The following is a 16,661-nucleotide window of genomic DNA, read 5'->3' as shown; positions in this document are numbered from 1 at the left end:
TGAAGCACTGCTCAGCGCAAGGTCCGCGCAAGACTGGCGGCCTAGTCTTGTGCGTACCCGCCCGGAGATTCCCATGGAGCCCGTCAACCTTTTCGATCTTGCCACCAAGCAGTCGCAGTGGCTGGCCGTGCGCCAGTCCGCCATTGCCTCCAACATCGCCAACGCCAACACGCCGGGCTACACCGCAGGCGATGTCGAGCCCTTCGAAAAAGTCCTCCACCGCACCGCGGTATCGCTGCAGGCCACCCAGGCCGGGCACCTCGGCACCGAGGCGACCAATGCCGGCTTCACCATCAAGCCGGAGGAAACCACCGGGTCGATCATGCCGTCCAAGAACACGGTGGTGCTGGAAGACGAGCTGATGAAGGCCGGTGAGGTCCGTCGCTCCTTCGAACTGAACACCGCGATCGTCAAGGCCTTCCATTCCATGATGATGATGGCGGTGAAGAGCTGACATGGACGCGCTGACCGCAGCCCTCAAAGTCGCCGCATCCGGCCTCGGTGCCCAGTCCGAGCGCCTGCGCGTGGTCTCGGAAAACCTCGCCAACGCCCAGTCGACGGGCACGACGCCGGGCGCCGATCCCTATCGCCGCAAGACCATCAGCTTTGCCTCCGAGCTCGACCGCTCATCCGGCGGTTCGCTCGTCGAGGTCAACTCGATCGCCCGCGATCCCTCTGACTTTCCCATCGAATTCCAGCCCGGCAACGAAGCCGCCGACGACAAGGGCTACGTCAAGATGCCCAACGTCAACGTGCTGATCGAAATGGCCGACATGAGCGAAGCCAACCGCTCCTATGAGGCCAATCTTCAGGTCATCAAGCAGGCGCGCGACCTGATTTCCATGACCATCGACCTGATGAGGAACCAGTAATGATCAGCGGCATCGGCAACATCGGCGCAGTTCAGCTCAAACCGGTGACCGAAGGCGCCAAAGGGGCGACGGGGCTGTTCCAGGGCATCGTGGCGCCGCAGGCCGCGGAGAATGTCGGCACGTCCTTTGCCGAGGCGCTGAGCCAGGCTGCATCGAAGACCGTCAACACCCTGCAGAATGCCGAGCAGGTATCGATCAAGGCGCTCAGCGGCGACGCCGATACGCGCCAGGTCGTCGACGCCGTCATGAGCGCCCAGCAGGCTCTGCAGACGGCGGTCGCGATCCGCGACAAGGTCGTCTCGGCCTACCTCGAAGTCAGCCGTATGGGCATTTAGGACCGCATCATGAAAGCACTCGCCATCGCCGCCACCGGCATGAACGCCCAGCAGACCAATCTGGAAGTCATCGCCAACAACATCGCCAACATCAACACCACCGGCTACAAGCGCGCGCGGGCCGAATTCTCCGACCTGCTCTATCAGGTCGACCGCACGCAGGGCGTGCCCAACCGCGCCAACACCTCGCTGGTACCGGAAGGCGTCTCGATCGGTCTCGGCGTCAAGACGACGGCTGTGCGCAACGTCCACACCCAGGGTGAGCTGACCAGCACCGGCAACAGCTTCGACATGGCGCTGACCGGCAGGGGCTGGTTCCAGATCGAGGGCGCCGACGGCGGCACGCTCTACAGCCGCGCCGGCGCCTTCAACACCAACGCCACCGGCCAACTGGTGACCGTCGACGGCGCCAATGTCGTCCCCGCCATCACCGTGCCTGCCGACGCGGTCGAGGTCATCGTCAACAAGACGGGCCAGGTCTTCGCCCGCATCGATGGCCAGACCGATCTCCAGCTTCTCGGCCAGCTGCAGCTCGCCAACTTCGCCAATGAAGCGGGTCTCGCGCCGCTCGGCGACAATCTGTTCCAGGAGACGGCGGCTTCGGGCCCGGCCAACGTCGGCGTGCCCGGCGACCCGGGCTTCGCCACGGTCGAGCAAGGCTATCTCGAGGCGTCCAATGTCGACCCGGTCAAGGAAATCACCGAACTGATCTCGGCGCAGCGCGCCTATGAGATGAACTCCAAGGTCATCCAGGCCGCCGACGACATGGCCTCGGTGGTGTCCAAGAACATCAGGTAACGGATGATGGCCTCGCCGACCTCCCGCTCCGCATTCCGCCGCACCGCGCTGATCCTGGCGTTGGTGGCCGGCGGCGTGCCGGCTGTTGCCCAGGAGACGGCCAACCAGTCGGCCAATCAGATCGCCAGCAATCAGACCGTCAGCGAAGTGGTGCTGATCCCCAACCGGGTCATCTATCCGGGCGAGACGGTCGAGGTCGGCGCCCTGAAGCAGGTGACGCTGCTGCCGGGCAAGCACAAGCCCGATGCCGTCGCCACGCGGGCCGAGGAACTCCAGGGCAAGGTCGCCAAGCGCACGCTGCTGCCCGGCCGCTACATTCCCACCGCCGCCATCCGCGACGCCTGGTTGGTCGAGCAGGGCGCTGCGGTGCAGATCTATTTCACCGCCGGCGGGCTGACCATCTCAGCTTCGGGCGTCACTCTGCAGCCAGGTGCTGCCGGCGACCTCGTCAAGGTCCGCAACGTCGACAGCGGCAAGATCATCTCCGGCACGGTGATGGCCGACGGGACCATCAGGGTCAGCGCCACATGACGCGCGGACTTGCCTTGCTGCTGGCGGCCGCTCTCGGCCTGCAGCCGGCACTGGCCGACGGGCTGACCCCCAAGGCCAAGCGCGAACTCGCCGCCAGGAACGGCGGCGCCTTCAACGATCCGGAATACGACCCGGCCACCACCAGCCGCATGTTCCGAGTGTCGAACGGGCCGAGCTCGCTGCCACCGGGTCAGGTAGCGTCGCGCATCAAGGACATCGCCCAACTGCAGAGCGCGCGTGACAACCAGCTTGTCGGCTACGGCCTGGTCATCGGCCTTGCTGGGTCGGGCGACAGCCTGCGCAATTCGCCTTTCACCGAACAGTCGATCCGCGCCATGCTGGAAAACCTCGGCATCGCCACCGAGGGCGGCAGCGCCCGCGCCAAGAACGTCGCCGCTGTCATCGTCACCGCCAACATGCCGGCCTTCGTCCAGTCGGGGGCCCGGATCGACATCGACGTCTCCTCGATGGGCGATGCCACATCGCTGGCCGGCGGCACGCTGATCATGACGCCGCTGAAGGCCGCGGACGGCGAGATTTATGCTGTCGGACAGGGATCCGTCATCGTTTCGGGCTTCACCGCCCAGGGCCAGGCCGAGCAGCTGACGCAAGGCGTGCCTACCGCCGGACGGGTGCCGAACGGCGCCATCGTCGAGCGTTCGGTGCAGGCCGAGTTCGACGACCAGGCGGTGCTCACCCTGCAGCTGCGTAATCCCGATTTCTCGACCGCCATTCGCATCGCCGACGCGATCAACGACTACACCGCCCAGCGTTTCGGCCTGCGCGTGGCCGCCGAACGCGACGCCCGCACCGTGCAGATCAGGAGGCCGAAGAACGTTTCGGCGGCGCGCTTCTACGCCGAGATCGAAAATCTCGTCGTCGAATCGGACACACCGGCCCGTGTCGTCATCGACGAGCGCACCGGCACCATCGTCATCGGCAACGACGTCAAGATCTCGCGGGTCGCCATCAGCCACGGCACGCTCACAGTGCGCATCACCGAGGCGCCAAGGGTCGTTCAGCCCGAGCCGTTCTCCAAGGGCGAGACCGCGGTCGAGCCCTTCACCGCCATCGAGGCCACCAGGCCCGACGCGCGCGTCGCCGTGCTCGACGGGCCCAACCTCGAAACACTCGTTTCCGGCCTCAACCGTCTCGGCGTCAAGCCCGACGGCATCATTGCCATCCTGCAAGGCATCAAGTCGGCCGGCGCCCTGCAGGCCGACCTGGTTCTCCAATAGGCCATGCCGATGACCGATCCTTTCTCCGCGAAACCGAACCCTCGCACCGCCGCGCCGGCGCTGACCGTCTGCGCTCTCGTGGCTGTGCTTTTCGCCGGCGGCCCGGCCCGCACCGAGGAGACCGTGCGCCAGGTGCTGCCCGGCGGGCAAGCGCCGGTAGCGCCGCAGCAACTGGCCAAGGAGAAGGCGCCGGACGAAAGCGAGATCCAGCGCTTCTGCTCCAACATCGCCGACGCCGCGCGCGACCGCCGCTATGCGCTGCAGGCGCAGGAGCTTAAAGAGCTGCAGGCCGGCATCGACCAGCGCATGAAGGCGCTGGAGGAAAAACGCGCCGAATACGAGCAATGGCTGAAGCGGCGCGAGGTGTTCCTGGCGCGCGCCGAGGACGGCGTCGTCAAGATCTATGCCGGCATGAAGCCCGACGCCGCGGCCGAACGCCTGGCGATGGTCAATGTCGACCTCGCCGCCGCCATCCTGATGAAACTCGATTCGCGCAAGGCCGGCGTCATCCTCAACGAAATGGACCAGAAGGCGGCGGCAGCGCTCACCGGCATCATGGCCAGCGCCGCGCGAAGGGTAGATCCGTCATGATCCGCAGAACGCTCATCCTGCTCGGCGTCGCCGTGCTGTCCGGCTGCGGCACTGACCTCAAGGAGCTCGGCAGGGAACCGGCGCTGTCACCGGTCGGCTCCGGCATCACAGGCAGCGTCAACGCCCCCTACAGCTATCCTGAAGCACCGCCGGCGCCAGTGAAGAAATTCTCGCTGTGGGACGATCGCCAGAGCAGGCTGTTCACCGATCCGCGCGCGCTGCGCGAGGGCGACATCCTGACCGTCAACATCAAGCTCAACGACAAAGCAAACTTCAAGAACCAGAACGACAGGAGCCGCACCGCCGCGCGCAAGCTTGGCTATGACGTCACGCTCGGATGGGAAGGCAACAGCACAAGCGGCAAGGGCGATGCCGGCCTGAGCTCCAGCACCGAAACCAACGCGGACGGCGAAATCAAGCGTTCGGAAAACCTCGAGCTGAACGTCGCCGCCGTCGTCACCGAAGTCCTGCCCAACGGCAATCTGATGATCAGGGGCTCGCAGGAAGTGCGTGTCAACTACGAGCTCAGGGTGCTGACCATCGCCGGCATGGTGCGGCCGTCCGACATCGGCGCCGAGAACACTATCCCCTACGAACGCATCGCCGAGGCGCGCATCTCCTATGGCGGCCGCGGCCGCGTCAGCGAGGTCCAGCAGCCGGCTTACGGCCAGCAGATCCTCGATCAAGTCCTGCCTTTCTAGGACGGGCCGATAGGGGAAACCAAGCCATGGCGAATGTAGAACAGGTCGAGCCCAAAAAGGGACCTTCCCTTGTTATCCAGCTCGCCATGCTTCTGGCGATGACGGGCGCCGCCATCGGCATGGGCTGGATGTCCGGCGGCTATCTGAAAGCCGCTGGAGGGCCAGTGCCGGTGCCGGCGGCCCCGGAAAACGAGGGCGGCACCGGCAAGCCTGCTGGCGCCGAGGGTGAGGCAGCGGCCGCCGGACCAGCGCTTGTCGCGCTTCCACCGATCACCACCAACCTCGCCGCGCCGTCAGAGATCTGGATAAGGCTCGAGGCATCGGTGGTCTATGACGCGCCGCAGCCGCCGGCGATGACCGAAGAGATCCACCAGGATCTGCTGGCCCTGATGCGCACGATGAAGCTGCATCAGATCGAGGGCGCCAGCGGTTATCAGCATCTGAAAGCCGACCTCGAGGAGCGCGCCGCCATCCGCAGCGGCGGTCATGCCAAACAGGTTCTGATCAGGACATTGCTGCTCGAATGAGAAAATTCCTCGTCGCCGCGGCGCTGTTGTTCGTCGCCACATCCGTCGCCGGAGCCCAGCAGCTGGATCTCGGCGGCATCGGCAAGGCTGACGGCACCACCGTCGGCTACATCATTCAGATGTTCGGCCTGCTCACCGTGCTGTCGGTGGCGCCGGGCCTGCTGATCATGGTGACGAGCTTCACCCGCTTCGTCATCGCCTTCTCGATCCTGCGCGCCGGCATCGGCCTGCAATCGACGCCGGCCAATCTGATCCTTATCTCGCTGTCGCTGTTCATGACCTTCTATGTCATGGCGCCGACCTTCGACCAGGCCTGGAACACCGGCGTCAAGCCGCTGATGGACAACCAGATCAGCCAGACCGAGGCGTTCGGGAAGATTTCGGATCCGTTCCGCACCTTCATGCTGCGCAATGTGCGCGACAAGGATTTCGACCTCTTCGCCGACCTCGCCCGCGAGCGCGGCCAGGTCGTTGCAAAGGAGACCGTCGACCTGCGCATCCTGGTGCCGGCCTTCATGATCTCGGAGATCCGCCGCGGCTTCGAGATCGGCTTCCTGATCGTGCTGCCGTTCCTTGTCATCGACCTGATCGTCGCCACCATCACCATGGCCATGGGCATGATGATGCTGCCGCCGACCGTGGTGTCGCTGCCGTTCAAGATTCTGTTCTTCGTTTTGATCGACGGCTGGAACCTGCTTGTCGGCAGCCTGGTGCGATCTTTCAGCTGACCGGCCCGCCCAAACGCGGCGCCTGCAAGAATTTCCCGCAATATATTTTCGGTTAACCGTCCGATTTAGCGCTTTGGTAGGGACTTGCCAGCATAGTCCCCCCAGATGGCGGGTGATCTCAAATAACGATCATTGGCATGATGCCGCACCGTCATACCGGACAAGCCGGTATGTCAAAAAAACACGTGTAAAAACAAGGTACGAGTAGCCATGTCCAGTATCATGACCAACGCCTCGGCGCTGACCGCGCTGCAGAGCCTGAACTCCACCAACAAGCAGCTTGAAATGACGCAGGCCCGCATTTCGACCGGCTACCGCGTCGCCACCGCCAGCGACAACGCCGCCTACTGGTCGATCGCCACCTCGATGAAATCCGACAACAAGGCGCTTTCGGCTGTTCAGGACTCGCTCGGCCTCGGCGCCGGCAAGGTCGACACCGCCTACACCGCCATCAATGACATCAAGGACCAGGTCGACCTGATCAAGTCCAAGCTCGTCACCGCCCGTGGCGCCAGCCAGGAAGACCAGCAGAAGATCGCGACCGAAATCAATGCCATCCAGGCGCAGATCAAGTCGTCGGTCACCAACGCCAACTTTGCCGGCTCGAACCTTCTGCAGACCGACGGCGCCGCCACATCGGACCTGAAGATCGTCGCTTCTTACAACCGCACCGGCGCGACCGTCACCATCGACACGATCGATGTCGCGGCTGCCGACACGCAGGTTCTCGACGTGGCCGGCACGGGCGGCATCGTCGGTGGGTTGCTGGCCACGACCTTCTTCGATCCGAGCGCAGCTGCAGTCGCCGACACCGCCATCGACACCGCACTCGGCAACGTTGAAACGGCGCTCAGCGCACTGTCCACCGGCGCTGCCTCGCTCGGCGCCGCCAAGTCGCGTATCGACACCCAGAAGAGCTTCCTGTCAAACCTCAGCGACTCGATCGACAAGGGCGTCGGCGCTCTGGTCGATGCCGACATGAACAAGGAATCGACCCGCCTGCAGGCCCTCCAGGTCCAGCAGCAGCTCGGTATCCAAGCGCTGTCGATCGCCAACGGCAATTCGCAGTCGATCCTGTCGCTGTTCCGCGGCTGATCGCTTACCAGACTCCAGTCATCTGCATCGGGCCGCGCCATCAGCGCGGCCCGATTTTCGTTGTGAAGATGCTACCGTTTTCCGTTGTCAAAGCATGGTTTTAACGCGCCATTAACGATATCACGATACTCAAGGTTAACCATTCACTTAGGACGGGCAGACCACCAGTTGGTCGACAGGCATGACGCTCCCGCCGAACAGGTTGACCGGCATGCGCGAGGCATGCCTGCTTTGAGAAGAGGTGTATCTTGGCAAGCATCATGACCAACGCTGCGGCGCTGACCGCGCTTCAGAGTCTCAACGCCACCAACAAGCAGCTTGAAACGACGCAGGCCCGCATTTCGACCGGCTACCGCGTCGCCACCGCCAGCGACAACGCCGCCTACTGGTCGATCGCCACCTCGATGAAATCCGACAACAAGGCGCTTTCGGCTGTTCAGGACTCGCTCGGCCTCGGCGCCGGCAAGGTCGACACCGCCTACACCGCCATCAATGACATCAAGGACCAGGTCGACCTGATCAAGGCCAAGCTCGTCACCGCCCGTGGCGCCAGCCAGGACAACCAGCAGAAGATCGCGACCGAAATCAAGGCCATCCAGGCGCAGATCAAGTCGTCGGTCACCAATGCCAGCTATGCCGGCTCGAACCTTCTGCAGAATGACGGCTTGGCCGCATCGGACCTGAAGATCGTCGCTTCCTACAACCGCTCCGGCGCGACCGTCACCATCGACACGATCGATGTCACGGCTGCCGACACGCAGGTTCTCGACGTGGCCGGCACGGGTGGCATCGTCGGCGGTCTGCTTGCCACGACCTTCTTCGATCCGAGCGCCGCCGTGGTCGCCGACACTGCCATCGACACCGCACTCGGCAACGTTGAAACCGCGCTTGCCAGCCTGTCGACCGGTGCTGCCTATCTCGGCGCCGCCAAGTCACGCATCGACACCCAGAAGAGCTTCCTGTCGAACCTGAGCGACTCGATCGACAAGGGCGTCGGCGCGCTCGTCGATGCCGACATGAACAAGGAATCGACCCGCCTGCAGGCTCTCCAGGTCCAGCAGCAGCTCGGTATCCAGGCGCTGTCGATCGCCAACGGCAATTCGCAGTCGATCCTGTCGCTGTTCAAGAGCTAGGCCCAAGCAAGTTTTTCCATTCGGATTGACAAGCTTTTCTCTTCGGATTGAAAGGCCGCGCTTCGGACGCGGCCTTTTCGTTTCCGCCTATCATCTTCGCACAAGCTTCGCGGTCTAGTGTTCCCACGGACATCCATGCTGGGAGCGCCTGAATCGTGCCGGAACAGATCCAGAGCATCATCTCGAATCTCCAGGGATTCGGCGTCAGGCGCCTTGCCATGCTGGCTGGCATCGCAGCAGTTGTCATGGCCGTCATCGGCGTCGCCTCGGTCTATCTCAACCGGCCGGCCTACGAGACGCTCTATGTCGGGCTTGAGCGCTCCGACGTGAACCAGATCGGCATGGTGCTGGGCGAAGCCGGCATCGGCTTCGATGTCGGCCCCGACGGCACCACCGTGCTGGTGCCGGCCGGCACCACCGCGCAGGCGCGTATGCTGCTCGCCGAGAAGGGTCTGCCGACGAGCGCCAATGCCGGTTACGAGCTGTTCGACAATGTCGGCTCGCTCGGCCTGACATCCTTCATGCAGCAGATCACCCGGGTGCGGGCGCTGGAAGGCGAGATCGCGCGCACCATCCAGTCGATTGCTGGCATCAAGGCGGCACGCGTCCACATCGTCATGTCCGAGCGCGCCAATTTCCGCCGCGACGAGCAGCAGCCCTCCGCCTCGGTGGTCATCCGCTATTCCGGTATCGACGCCGAAAAGAGCGCCATGTCGATACGCCATCTCGTCGCCGCCGCCGTTCCCGGTCTCTCGGCCGACAAGGTAACGGTGCTCGATTCCAACGGCAACCTTCTGGCCGCCGGCGACGACCCCTCCAACACCAGCGCCGCCCGCACGCTGGGCGTCGAGCAGACGGTCGAGGCGCAGATCGGCGACAACATCCGCCGCGCGCTCACCCCCTATCTTGGTCCCGACAATTTCCGCGCCAGCGTCAAAGCCGACGTCAACACCGACACCCGCCAGACCGAAGAGACGATCTTCGATCCGGAGTCGCGCGTCGAGCGTTCCGTGCAGTCCGTCCGAGCCAACGAGAACAACAACCAGAAGCAGGCCTCGGCCCCGACCAGCGTCGAACAGAACCTGCCGGAAACCCAGACAACCAGCACCGAGGGTCCGCAATCCTCCTCCCAGAACGACCGCAAGGAGGAGATCACCAACTACGAGATCAATTCGAAGAAGATCGCCACCGTCTCCAACGGCTATTCGGTCACCAAGATGTCGATCGCCGTCGTCGTCAACCAGCAGCGGCTGGCGACCATCCTCGGCAAGGACGCAACGCCCGAACAGATCGCCAAGCGCGTTGCCGACATCCAGAAGATGGTGGCATCGGCCACCGGCTTCGACGACAAGCGCGGCGACGTCATCGACGTCTCGGCGGTCGAGTTCATCGACGGGCTGGACGGCGAGCCGATCGAACAGCCCGGCATGCTGGCATCGATCGGAACGCATGCCGGCACCCTCATCAACGCCGGCGCCTTCATCGTCGTCGTGTTCCTGGTGGCCTTCTTCGGTCTGAGGCCGATGGCCACGGCGCTGACGGCAAAGGCAACGCCTGCCCTCGCCGGACCGAGCTTCGACGATGTCCAGCGCTCGCTGCCGACGCCCGAGCCCGCCGCTCTCGAAACGGCGGCCGCTCCAATCGCTCTGCCGGGCGCCCGTCCCGGCTCCACTCCGCTTGACGACCTTCGCCAGAAGATCAGGCCCGCGCCGCAGGACCGTCTTGCCCGCATGGTCGACATCAATGAGGAGCGCACCGCGCATATCCTGCGCAAATGGGCCGCCCAGGAAGTCGCGGGATAGACCATGGCCTCAGTCGCCCTCTTCGACCTTCTGCCGGATTTCGGCACGCGGACCCAGCGCGCCGGCCAGCCACAGCCCGCGAGCGAAGCCGAGCGCAAGCCGGAAGCGCCCACGCCGCAGGCCGATATCGGCACGCTGATCGCCGAAGCCGTCGCCGAGGCCGAAACAGCATTGGAAGCGCGCCTTGCCGTCGACCACCAGGCCGCGCTCGACGCCGAGCGCCAAGCCAATGCCGAGGAAGCGAAAGCCTTTCTCGACAGCTTCGGCGGCGATCTCGGCGCCGCCGTCACCGCGCGCATCGAGGCGATGGAGGCACGCTTGACCGGGCTTGTCGGCGCCACGGTCGGCCGCATCGTCGGCGGCATCGTCACCGACGAGTTGCAGAAGCGATCGATCGAGGCTCTTGCCCGCACCATCGGCGAGGCCATCGCCGACTCCGAGGCGGTGCGCATCGCCGTGCGCGGCCCGCTTTCGCTGTTCGAAACGCTGAAGACCTCTCTCGGCCCGCGTGCTGCGCAACTCGACTTTGTCGAGAGCCACGGTTTCGACCTGACCGTTGCCATCGATGAAACGGTCCTCGAGACGCGCATCGCCGAATGGTCGGCTTCCCTGTCCGAGATCCTGTCATGAGCGCTGTCGACGCCGGGGAAGCCAGGCACGAGATCATCATCGTCAAGCGCAATCACGACGACCACGACGACGGCCATCATGGCGGCGTCTGGAAGATCGCGTTTGCCGATTTCATGACCGCCATGATGTGCTTCTTCCTCGTCATGTGGCTGATCAACGCCGCCAATGAGCAGACCAAGGCGGCCGTCGCCAGCTACTTCAATCCAGTCGAGCTGATCGACCGCAATTCCAGCCGCAAGGGACTGGAAGATGTCGGCGATGGCCCGAGCAAGGTCGGGCTGACGGCCGACAACCCGCAGGACGGGGCCAGCAAGGCGGGCGAGGACGGCCAGGGCGCCGCCGGATCTTCGGATAAAAGGCAGACCAAGGAATCCGCGCAGGCATCGGACCGCTCCGACGAACAGATGTTTGCCGACCCCTACGCGGTCCTGTCGGAGATCGCCGCCGACACCGGCGTGATGCAGAACGTCAGCGAGAAGGGCGATGGCGGGATGCAGAATGCCGGCCCGGCGACCGGTGCCTCCGGCGGTGAATCCTACCGCGATCCGTTCGCGCCGGACTTCTGGTCGCAGCACGTGGCCGCGCCCGGCGCCGAGGCGAGTGCCGAACGCACCAGGATCGAAGGCGATCCGGTGAAGGTCGGCGACAAGGTCGCCGAAAGTCAGGTGCCGAAGGTCAAGGCCGTGCCGCCGGCGCCGCCTGTGACGGCAGCACCTCTCGAGCCATTGGCAAAATCCGCGCCGTCCAAAACGGAGCCGAAGCCGGCGTCGCCGGCAAAGACCGAAGCGACAAAGCCGGAAGCCGTGGCGAAGGCCGAGCCGGCCCCGAAGACCGAAGCCGCGGCAAAGGTCGAAACCGTCAAGGCCGAGGAGGCCGCAAAACCCGATGCCGGCGAAAAGGCGCCGAGCGCCGCCACCGTCAAGGCCGCGGCCGAGGTCAGGCAGCAGCTGGCCGAGGCCTTCAAGCCGGGCGACAAGCTGCATGACGGCGTCTCGGTCGAAGCAACCGACAAGGGTGTCGCGATCTCGATCACCGACCAGCTCGATTTCGGTATGTTCGAGATCGGCTCGGCCATGCCGAGGCGCGAACTGGTGTTGGCGATGGAGAAGATCGGCCGCATCGTCAACGGCCAGAAGGGCACGATCAGCATCAACGGCCATACCGACGCGCGGCCGTTCCGCAGCGACACCTACGACAATTGGCGGCTGTCCACCGCGCGTGCCCATTCCGCCTATTACATGCTGGTGCGCGGCGGCGTCGACGAGCGTCGCATCACCGAGGTCGCCGGCTTTGCCGACCGTCAGCCGAAAGATCCCGCCGATCCGATGGCGGCCGCGAACCGCCGCATCGAGATCCTGATGACGAGCGGCGGATGAGAGGTGCGACCATCATCGGCCGTGCCATCGGCCTGCTGCTGCTGACCGCAGGGCCGCCCTCGACCGGCTTCGCCGAGGAGGCCTTGCAGCCCTATCAGTTGGTGCGCTCGCTGCAACTCGTGCAGGACCGCATTGCCGCCGGCGACCATGCGGCGATGCCGATGCAGGCCAAGCTTCTGGAAATGGTCGACGCGCGGCTGCGCGCCGCGGATGCCGAGGATTTCAAGGAGCCGAAGAATTTCCGCGCCTTGCTCGTCTACGGCATGAGCGGTGGCAACCCGGTTACCGTCGAGGCAGCCTCATCGCGCGCCGAAACGGATCCGCAAAGCCACGCCATCGCCAAGGGTATCATCGACTATCTGAACGGCCGGCCGGCCAAGGCGATCGAGGCGCTGAAGCCGATCGATCCGATGACGCTGCCGAGCGACCTCGGCGCTTTCGTTGCACTGGTCAAGGGCTCGCTGCTCGCCACCGAGGAGCCGGCCGCGGCACTCGCTCTGCTCGACGACGCCCGCCTGCTCAGCCCCGGCACGCTGGTCGAGGAAGCCGCACTTCGCCGCTCCGTCGGCATCGCCGCGGCGCAGGGCGACGGTGCGCGCTTCGCGCTTGCTTCCACCCAGTATGTTGCGAGCTATCTCTATTCGCCCTATGCCAGCCAGTTCGCGGATGCTTTCGTTTCGGGCATCATCACTCTGCACATGGCGATCAGCCAGGACAAGCTCGCCGACATCACTTCGATGATGGATCCCGAACGCGAGAAGGTGATCTATCTGCGCATCGCCCGCCGGGCGGCGATCGACGGACTGACGGATCTCTCCACCTTTGCCGCGGCCAGGGCCGAGCAGGGCCGCAGCGGCAACGACAACGAAAACGATCCGCGCGCCCAGCTCTACTCCAGCCTGTCCACCGTGACGTCGGGCACAATCGACGACGTGCGCGCCAAGCTGGGCAAGATCGATCGCAGCAAGCTTTCGCAAGGCGACCGCGACCTGCTCGATGCCGCGCAAGCCATCGCCCGCGAAGTGGTCGCGCCGCCCGCCGCTCTGCCCGCCGAAGAACCCCGCCCTGCCGCAGCAGTGCCAAGACCCGAGACCGAGATCGCCGCCGCGGTCAAATCCGACGAGGCTGGCCTGCCGCCGGTCGAAGGCGTGATGTCCGAACAACCGGCGTTGGAAGCATCCGCCCCTGCCGCAAAGCCGTTGGAAGCGTCGGCAGCGGCTCCTGCCTCCCCGGCGGCGGAGAGCCTGGCACCTGCCGAAGCACCATCCCCGGAGTCCGCGTCCACCGATGCCCCAATGCCGCAACCGGCGTCGGCGCCGGCTGCCGGCCTCGATCCGCACGATCCCACCGACGCGGCGATGATCAACACGCGCCATCAACTCGACCTGATCGACCAGATGCTTGGAGCCGCTCCGAAATGACCACCCGCCTCGGCCAGGCCCTTCCGGGACTTGTTTCCACGCGCGCGCCATCCAAGGCGGCGGTGACGAACGGCAGCAGCGAGATATCAAGCTTCGACGACATGGTGCGCGGCGCAGAGAAGCCGGCCGGACCGGAAAGCCAGCCGACCGAGACCCGGGCGCAGGGCGCACGATGGACCAAGAATGCGCCGGCTGGCCTGGGCAAGGTGCAGCCCGACCATGAGCCGTCAGCCAGGACCGCTTCGTCGAAACAGCCCGCCGGCAGGATCCCGAAGGAGGATGCCGACACCGATCCGGGCAAGGCAGCCGACGACGCGGTACCGGCCGCGCAAGGCGCGAATGTGGCACCGCTTCAGGACCGCCTGCCATTGCTGATGGCCCTGCATGACATCCGGCAATTCTCGGCGGCGGCCAAGGCGGAAGGAAGCGCGGCCACGCCCGACGGGGAGACAACCGAGCCGACACTCGACAGCCAGCCACCATCCGTGCAGCAACCGCTTTCCCCCTTGAAGAAATCTCGCTCGACGTCCGGTCTTGATGCGCGCGATGCCGGCGCCGTCTCAAGCCCCGAACGCACCGCGAATGGCGTGAGCCTTCCAGGACAGCTGCGGCAGCCGGACGTCGTCGGTGCCGTCCTCAAGGGGCCGTTACGTCCAGATGACGACACAACGATTCCGCCGAAGGATCAGACGGCGACAGACGTGCCGACATCGCCGGCAAAGCGGTCCGCGCCTGGGTCGAAGAGCCTTGAAGCCATCAGATCGGCAATGCCTTCCGAACAGGGAAAACAGGCTTCCTCCACCGTACGCATCGACGTCGTGGCCGAGCAGAGCTTCCCGGCGCCGGCGCAAAACCCGATGAACCAGACGACATCGTCCCTGATCGACGCGATCGCTTCCGACGGTTGGTTGCGACAGGCATTTTCGACGGCCTCCGCGAGCTCGCAGATGGCCAGCGCTGTTGCCGTTCCGACACATATTCTGAAGATCGAGCTTCACCCGGCAGAGCTTGGCATGGTCACCGCCAGCCTGCGGCTTGCCGGCGAGCAGCTTTCGATCGAATTGAAGCCCGAAACCCACGAGGCATACCGCCGTCTCACCACCGACAGCGAGGTCATCGTCAAGTCGTTGCGTGGGCTTGGTTTCGACGTCGACAAGGTCGCGGTCCTACAACCTTCGATGGCAGTCCCCACAGCCCCCCGTGCCGATGCAAGCAGTTCCCTGCCGATGTCGACGGGACGTGAACAGCCCTCGTTTCAGTCCGGCGACCCGAGCGGCGGCAATGCCGGTTCCGGTGGTCAGCAGCCGGGAAGGAACTACCCAAATGACGCACAGGAAATCGGCCGTGCTGTTTCGCCTGCTCGCGAGCGCACTGGCGACGGTATGTTTATCTAGCGTCGCCGCCGGCGCCGCGAACGCGGCCGGCAACCCTTGCGAGCCGGAGATCCTGCGCGCCGCCGATCGCTATGGCGTGCCGGCTGGCATCCTCTATGCCGTCGGCCTGACCGAAACCGGCAACAAGGGCAGCCTCCAGCCTAACGCTTTGAACATAGAAGGAAAAACCGTCTTCCCCAGGAGCCGGGCCGAGGCCCTGGCAACGTTCGAGAATGCCCGCCGCGAAGGCAAGACGCTGATCGATCTCGGCTGCATGCAGATCAACCACCACTATCACGCCTCGCATTTCCGCAGCGTCGGTGACATGCTCGACCCGCGCCAGAATGTCGACTACGCGGCACGTTTCCTGGCCAGTCTCCACGCCCGTCACGTGACCTGGTCGGTGGCCGTCGCCCGCTACCATGCCGGGCCCGACAACGATCCCGCGCAGAAGATCTATGTCTGCCGTGTCATTGCCAACATGGTCGCTTCCGGCTTCGGCAAATGGACGCCCAACGCTCGCGGCTTTTGCAACCCATAGTTGCCGATCATGCAGCAGCCTCGCCGGCCTTCTCGGACCCGCCGGAAGCGGCCGCGTCCCCGCAAGAGGCGGGCTGCCGATACGTCGTCGATGCACCCATGCGACCGCGCTTATTTACGCGTCCCAAAAAAACTCCCAAGAAAATAGCTACAAGAAATGACGGTTGTTCAGGATTCCCGCCACCGGATACGCCTTTTTCCACGGGGCAAATGAGCTGATTCGGAGGGCGGGCCGATGATCGTGATCGTTGACGAGCGTGAGCTCGTAACTGAAGGCTATAACTCACTTTTCGATCGCGAAGGCGTCGCCAGTGCCGGCTTCGCGCCGGGCGAGTTCGGCGAGTGGGTCAGCTCTGCCGCCGATACCGATTTGCGCTCGGTCAGAGCCTTCCTCATCGGCGACTGTCGGGAAGGTGCGATTTCTCCACGCCAGATCCGCGACCGCACCGGCGCACCTGTCATTGCGCTGAGCGAGCAGCACTCGCTGGAAAACACGCTGCGTCTGTTCGAGAGCGGCGTCGACGACGTCATCCGCAAGCCGGTTCACATCCGCGAGATCCTGGCGCGCATCACCGCCATCCGCCGCCGCGCGCAGGAAGACGCGCCCTATGCCGAGGTCGGCTCGATGCGCATCTTCATGGACGGCCGCGATCCCGAGATCAACGGCCAACCACTGCCCTTGCCGCGCCGCGAGCGCCGCATCCTCGAATATTTGGCCAGCAATCGCGGACGGCGCGTCACCAAGACCCAGGTCTTCAACGCCATCTACGGCATCTTCGACGAGGAGGTCGAGGAGAACGTAGTGGAAAGCCACATCAGCAAGCTGCGCAAGAAGCTGCGCGAAAAGCTCGGCCACGACCCGATCGATTCCAAGCGCTTCCTCGGCTACCGGCTGGTGTTCTGATGCCTGCGCACTCGGCCCGCGCCAGCCTCGCGCAAGACACAACACATAGGCTCGCAGCCACTGTCA

Annotated in this window: 19 protein-coding genes; all 19 read left to right on the top strand. The window is 64.8% G+C overall.

Translation table 11 applies throughout. From position 1 onward, the window contains the following. The first annotated feature begins 73 nt into the window (after positions 1 to 73). Positions 74 to 454, top strand: coding sequence for a flagellar basal body rod protein FlgB (gene flgB / locus AC1RUK_RS02490; protein WP_481836904.1), 381 nt, complete (start codon positions 74 to 76; stop codon positions 452 to 454). Position 455: 1 nt separating this feature from the next. Then, on the top strand, positions 456 to 872 hold the full coding sequence (flgC, locus tag AC1RUK_RS02485; RefSeq protein ID WP_436173296.1) for a flagellar basal body rod protein FlgC: 417 nt from the start codon (positions 456 to 458) through the stop codon (positions 870 to 872). Then, entirely contained in the window at positions 872 to 1,207 is a 336-nt protein-coding gene (fliE, locus tag AC1RUK_RS02480; RefSeq protein ID WP_481836905.1) for a flagellar hook-basal body complex protein FliE, read from the top strand. The genes flgC and fliE overlap by 1 nt, the downstream gene beginning before the upstream one ends. Positions 1,208 to 1,216: 9 nt before the next feature. Next, complete coding sequence (gene flgG, locus AC1RUK_RS02475) at positions 1,217 to 2,005, top strand: flagellar basal-body rod protein FlgG (protein ID WP_006204090.1); 789 nt, start codon at positions 1,217 to 1,219, stop codon at positions 2,003 to 2,005. Positions 2,006 to 2,011: 6 nt separating this feature from the next. Further along, positions 2,012 to 2,536 (top strand): flagellar basal body P-ring formation chaperone FlgA, encoded by a 525-nt coding sequence (flgA, locus tag AC1RUK_RS02470; protein WP_481839602.1) that lies wholly within the window; start codon positions 2,012 to 2,014, stop codon positions 2,534 to 2,536. Then, positions 2,533 to 3,774: a flagellar basal body P-ring protein FlgI gene (locus AC1RUK_RS02465; protein ID WP_481836906.1), complete on the top strand. Its 1,242-nt coding sequence runs from the start codon at positions 2,533 to 2,535 to the stop codon at positions 3,772 to 3,774. Before flgA ends, AC1RUK_RS02465 begins: the two co-directional genes overlap by 4 nt. 9 nt (positions 3,775 to 3,783) lie before the next feature. Beyond that, positions 3,784 to 4,365 (top strand): MotE family protein, encoded by a 582-nt coding sequence (locus AC1RUK_RS02460; protein ID WP_481836907.1) that lies wholly within the window; start codon positions 3,784 to 3,786, stop codon positions 4,363 to 4,365. After that, positions 4,362 to 5,066, top strand: coding sequence for a flagellar basal body L-ring protein FlgH (flgH, locus tag AC1RUK_RS02455; protein WP_481836908.1), 705 nt, complete (start codon positions 4,362 to 4,364; stop codon positions 5,064 to 5,066). Before AC1RUK_RS02460 ends, flgH begins: the two co-directional genes overlap by 4 nt. 26 nt (positions 5,067 to 5,092) lie before the next feature. Then, positions 5,093 to 5,593, top strand: coding sequence for a flagellar basal body-associated FliL family protein (locus AC1RUK_RS02450; RefSeq protein WP_481836909.1), 501 nt, complete (start codon positions 5,093 to 5,095; stop codon positions 5,591 to 5,593). Continuing rightward, positions 5,590 to 6,321: a flagellar type III secretion system pore protein FliP gene (gene fliP / locus AC1RUK_RS02445; RefSeq protein WP_481836910.1), complete on the top strand. Its 732-nt coding sequence runs from the start codon at positions 5,590 to 5,592 to the stop codon at positions 6,319 to 6,321. Before AC1RUK_RS02450 ends, fliP begins: the two co-directional genes overlap by 4 nt. 210 nt (positions 6,322 to 6,531) lie before the next feature. Beyond that, positions 6,532 to 7,416 carry a flagellin N-terminal helical domain-containing protein gene (locus AC1RUK_RS02440; RefSeq protein ID WP_120014909.1) on the top strand — a complete coding sequence of 295 codons (885 nt, stop codon included), beginning with the start codon at positions 6,532 to 6,534 and terminating at the stop codon, positions 7,414 to 7,416. 248 nt (positions 7,417 to 7,664) lie between these two features. Beyond that, the gene (locus AC1RUK_RS02435) at positions 7,665 to 8,549 is read left to right on the top strand and encodes a flagellin N-terminal helical domain-containing protein (RefSeq protein WP_481836911.1); all 885 of its coding nucleotides are present in this window, start codon (positions 7,665 to 7,667) and stop codon (positions 8,547 to 8,549) included. A gap of 155 nt (positions 8,550 to 8,704) precedes the next feature. Further along, complete coding sequence (gene fliF, locus AC1RUK_RS02430) at positions 8,705 to 10,351, top strand: flagellar basal-body MS-ring/collar protein FliF (RefSeq protein WP_481836912.1); 1,647 nt, start codon at positions 8,705 to 8,707, stop codon at positions 10,349 to 10,351. A gap of 3 nt (positions 10,352 to 10,354) precedes the next feature. After that, positions 10,355 to 10,981: a hypothetical protein gene (locus tag AC1RUK_RS02425; RefSeq protein ID WP_481836913.1), complete on the top strand. Its 627-nt coding sequence runs from the start codon at positions 10,355 to 10,357 to the stop codon at positions 10,979 to 10,981. Then, a complete protein-coding gene (locus AC1RUK_RS02420; protein ID WP_481836914.1) occupies positions 10,978 to 12,357 on the top strand; it encodes a MotB family protein in 1,380 nt (459 codons plus the stop codon). The genes AC1RUK_RS02425 and AC1RUK_RS02420 overlap by 4 nt, the downstream gene beginning before the upstream one ends. Next, positions 12,354 to 13,778: a chemotaxis protein MotC gene (locus tag AC1RUK_RS02415; RefSeq protein WP_481836915.1), complete on the top strand. Its 1,425-nt coding sequence runs from the start codon at positions 12,354 to 12,356 to the stop codon at positions 13,776 to 13,778. The genes AC1RUK_RS02420 and AC1RUK_RS02415 overlap by 4 nt, the downstream gene beginning before the upstream one ends. 206 nt (positions 13,779 to 13,984) lie before the next feature. Continuing rightward, entirely contained in the window at positions 13,985 to 15,172 is a 1,188-nt protein-coding gene (fliK, locus tag AC1RUK_RS02410; RefSeq protein WP_481836916.1) for a flagellar hook-length control protein FliK, read from the top strand. Then, a complete protein-coding gene (locus tag AC1RUK_RS02405) occupies positions 15,102 to 15,692 on the top strand; it encodes a transglycosylase SLT domain-containing protein (RefSeq protein ID WP_481836917.1) in 591 nt (196 codons plus the stop codon). Before fliK ends, AC1RUK_RS02405 begins: the two co-directional genes overlap by 71 nt. 234 nt (positions 15,693 to 15,926) lie before the next feature. Further along, a complete protein-coding gene (locus AC1RUK_RS02400) occupies positions 15,927 to 16,595 on the top strand; it encodes a response regulator transcription factor (RefSeq protein WP_436173312.1) in 669 nt (222 codons plus the stop codon). Positions 16,596 to 16,661 lie beyond the last annotated feature (66 nt).

The sequence above is a fragment of the Mesorhizobium monacense genome (genome assembly GCF_056781675.1).
The sequence above is the reverse complement of the archived record's forward strand: the minus strand, read 5'-3'. Positions and strand labels throughout refer to the sequence as shown.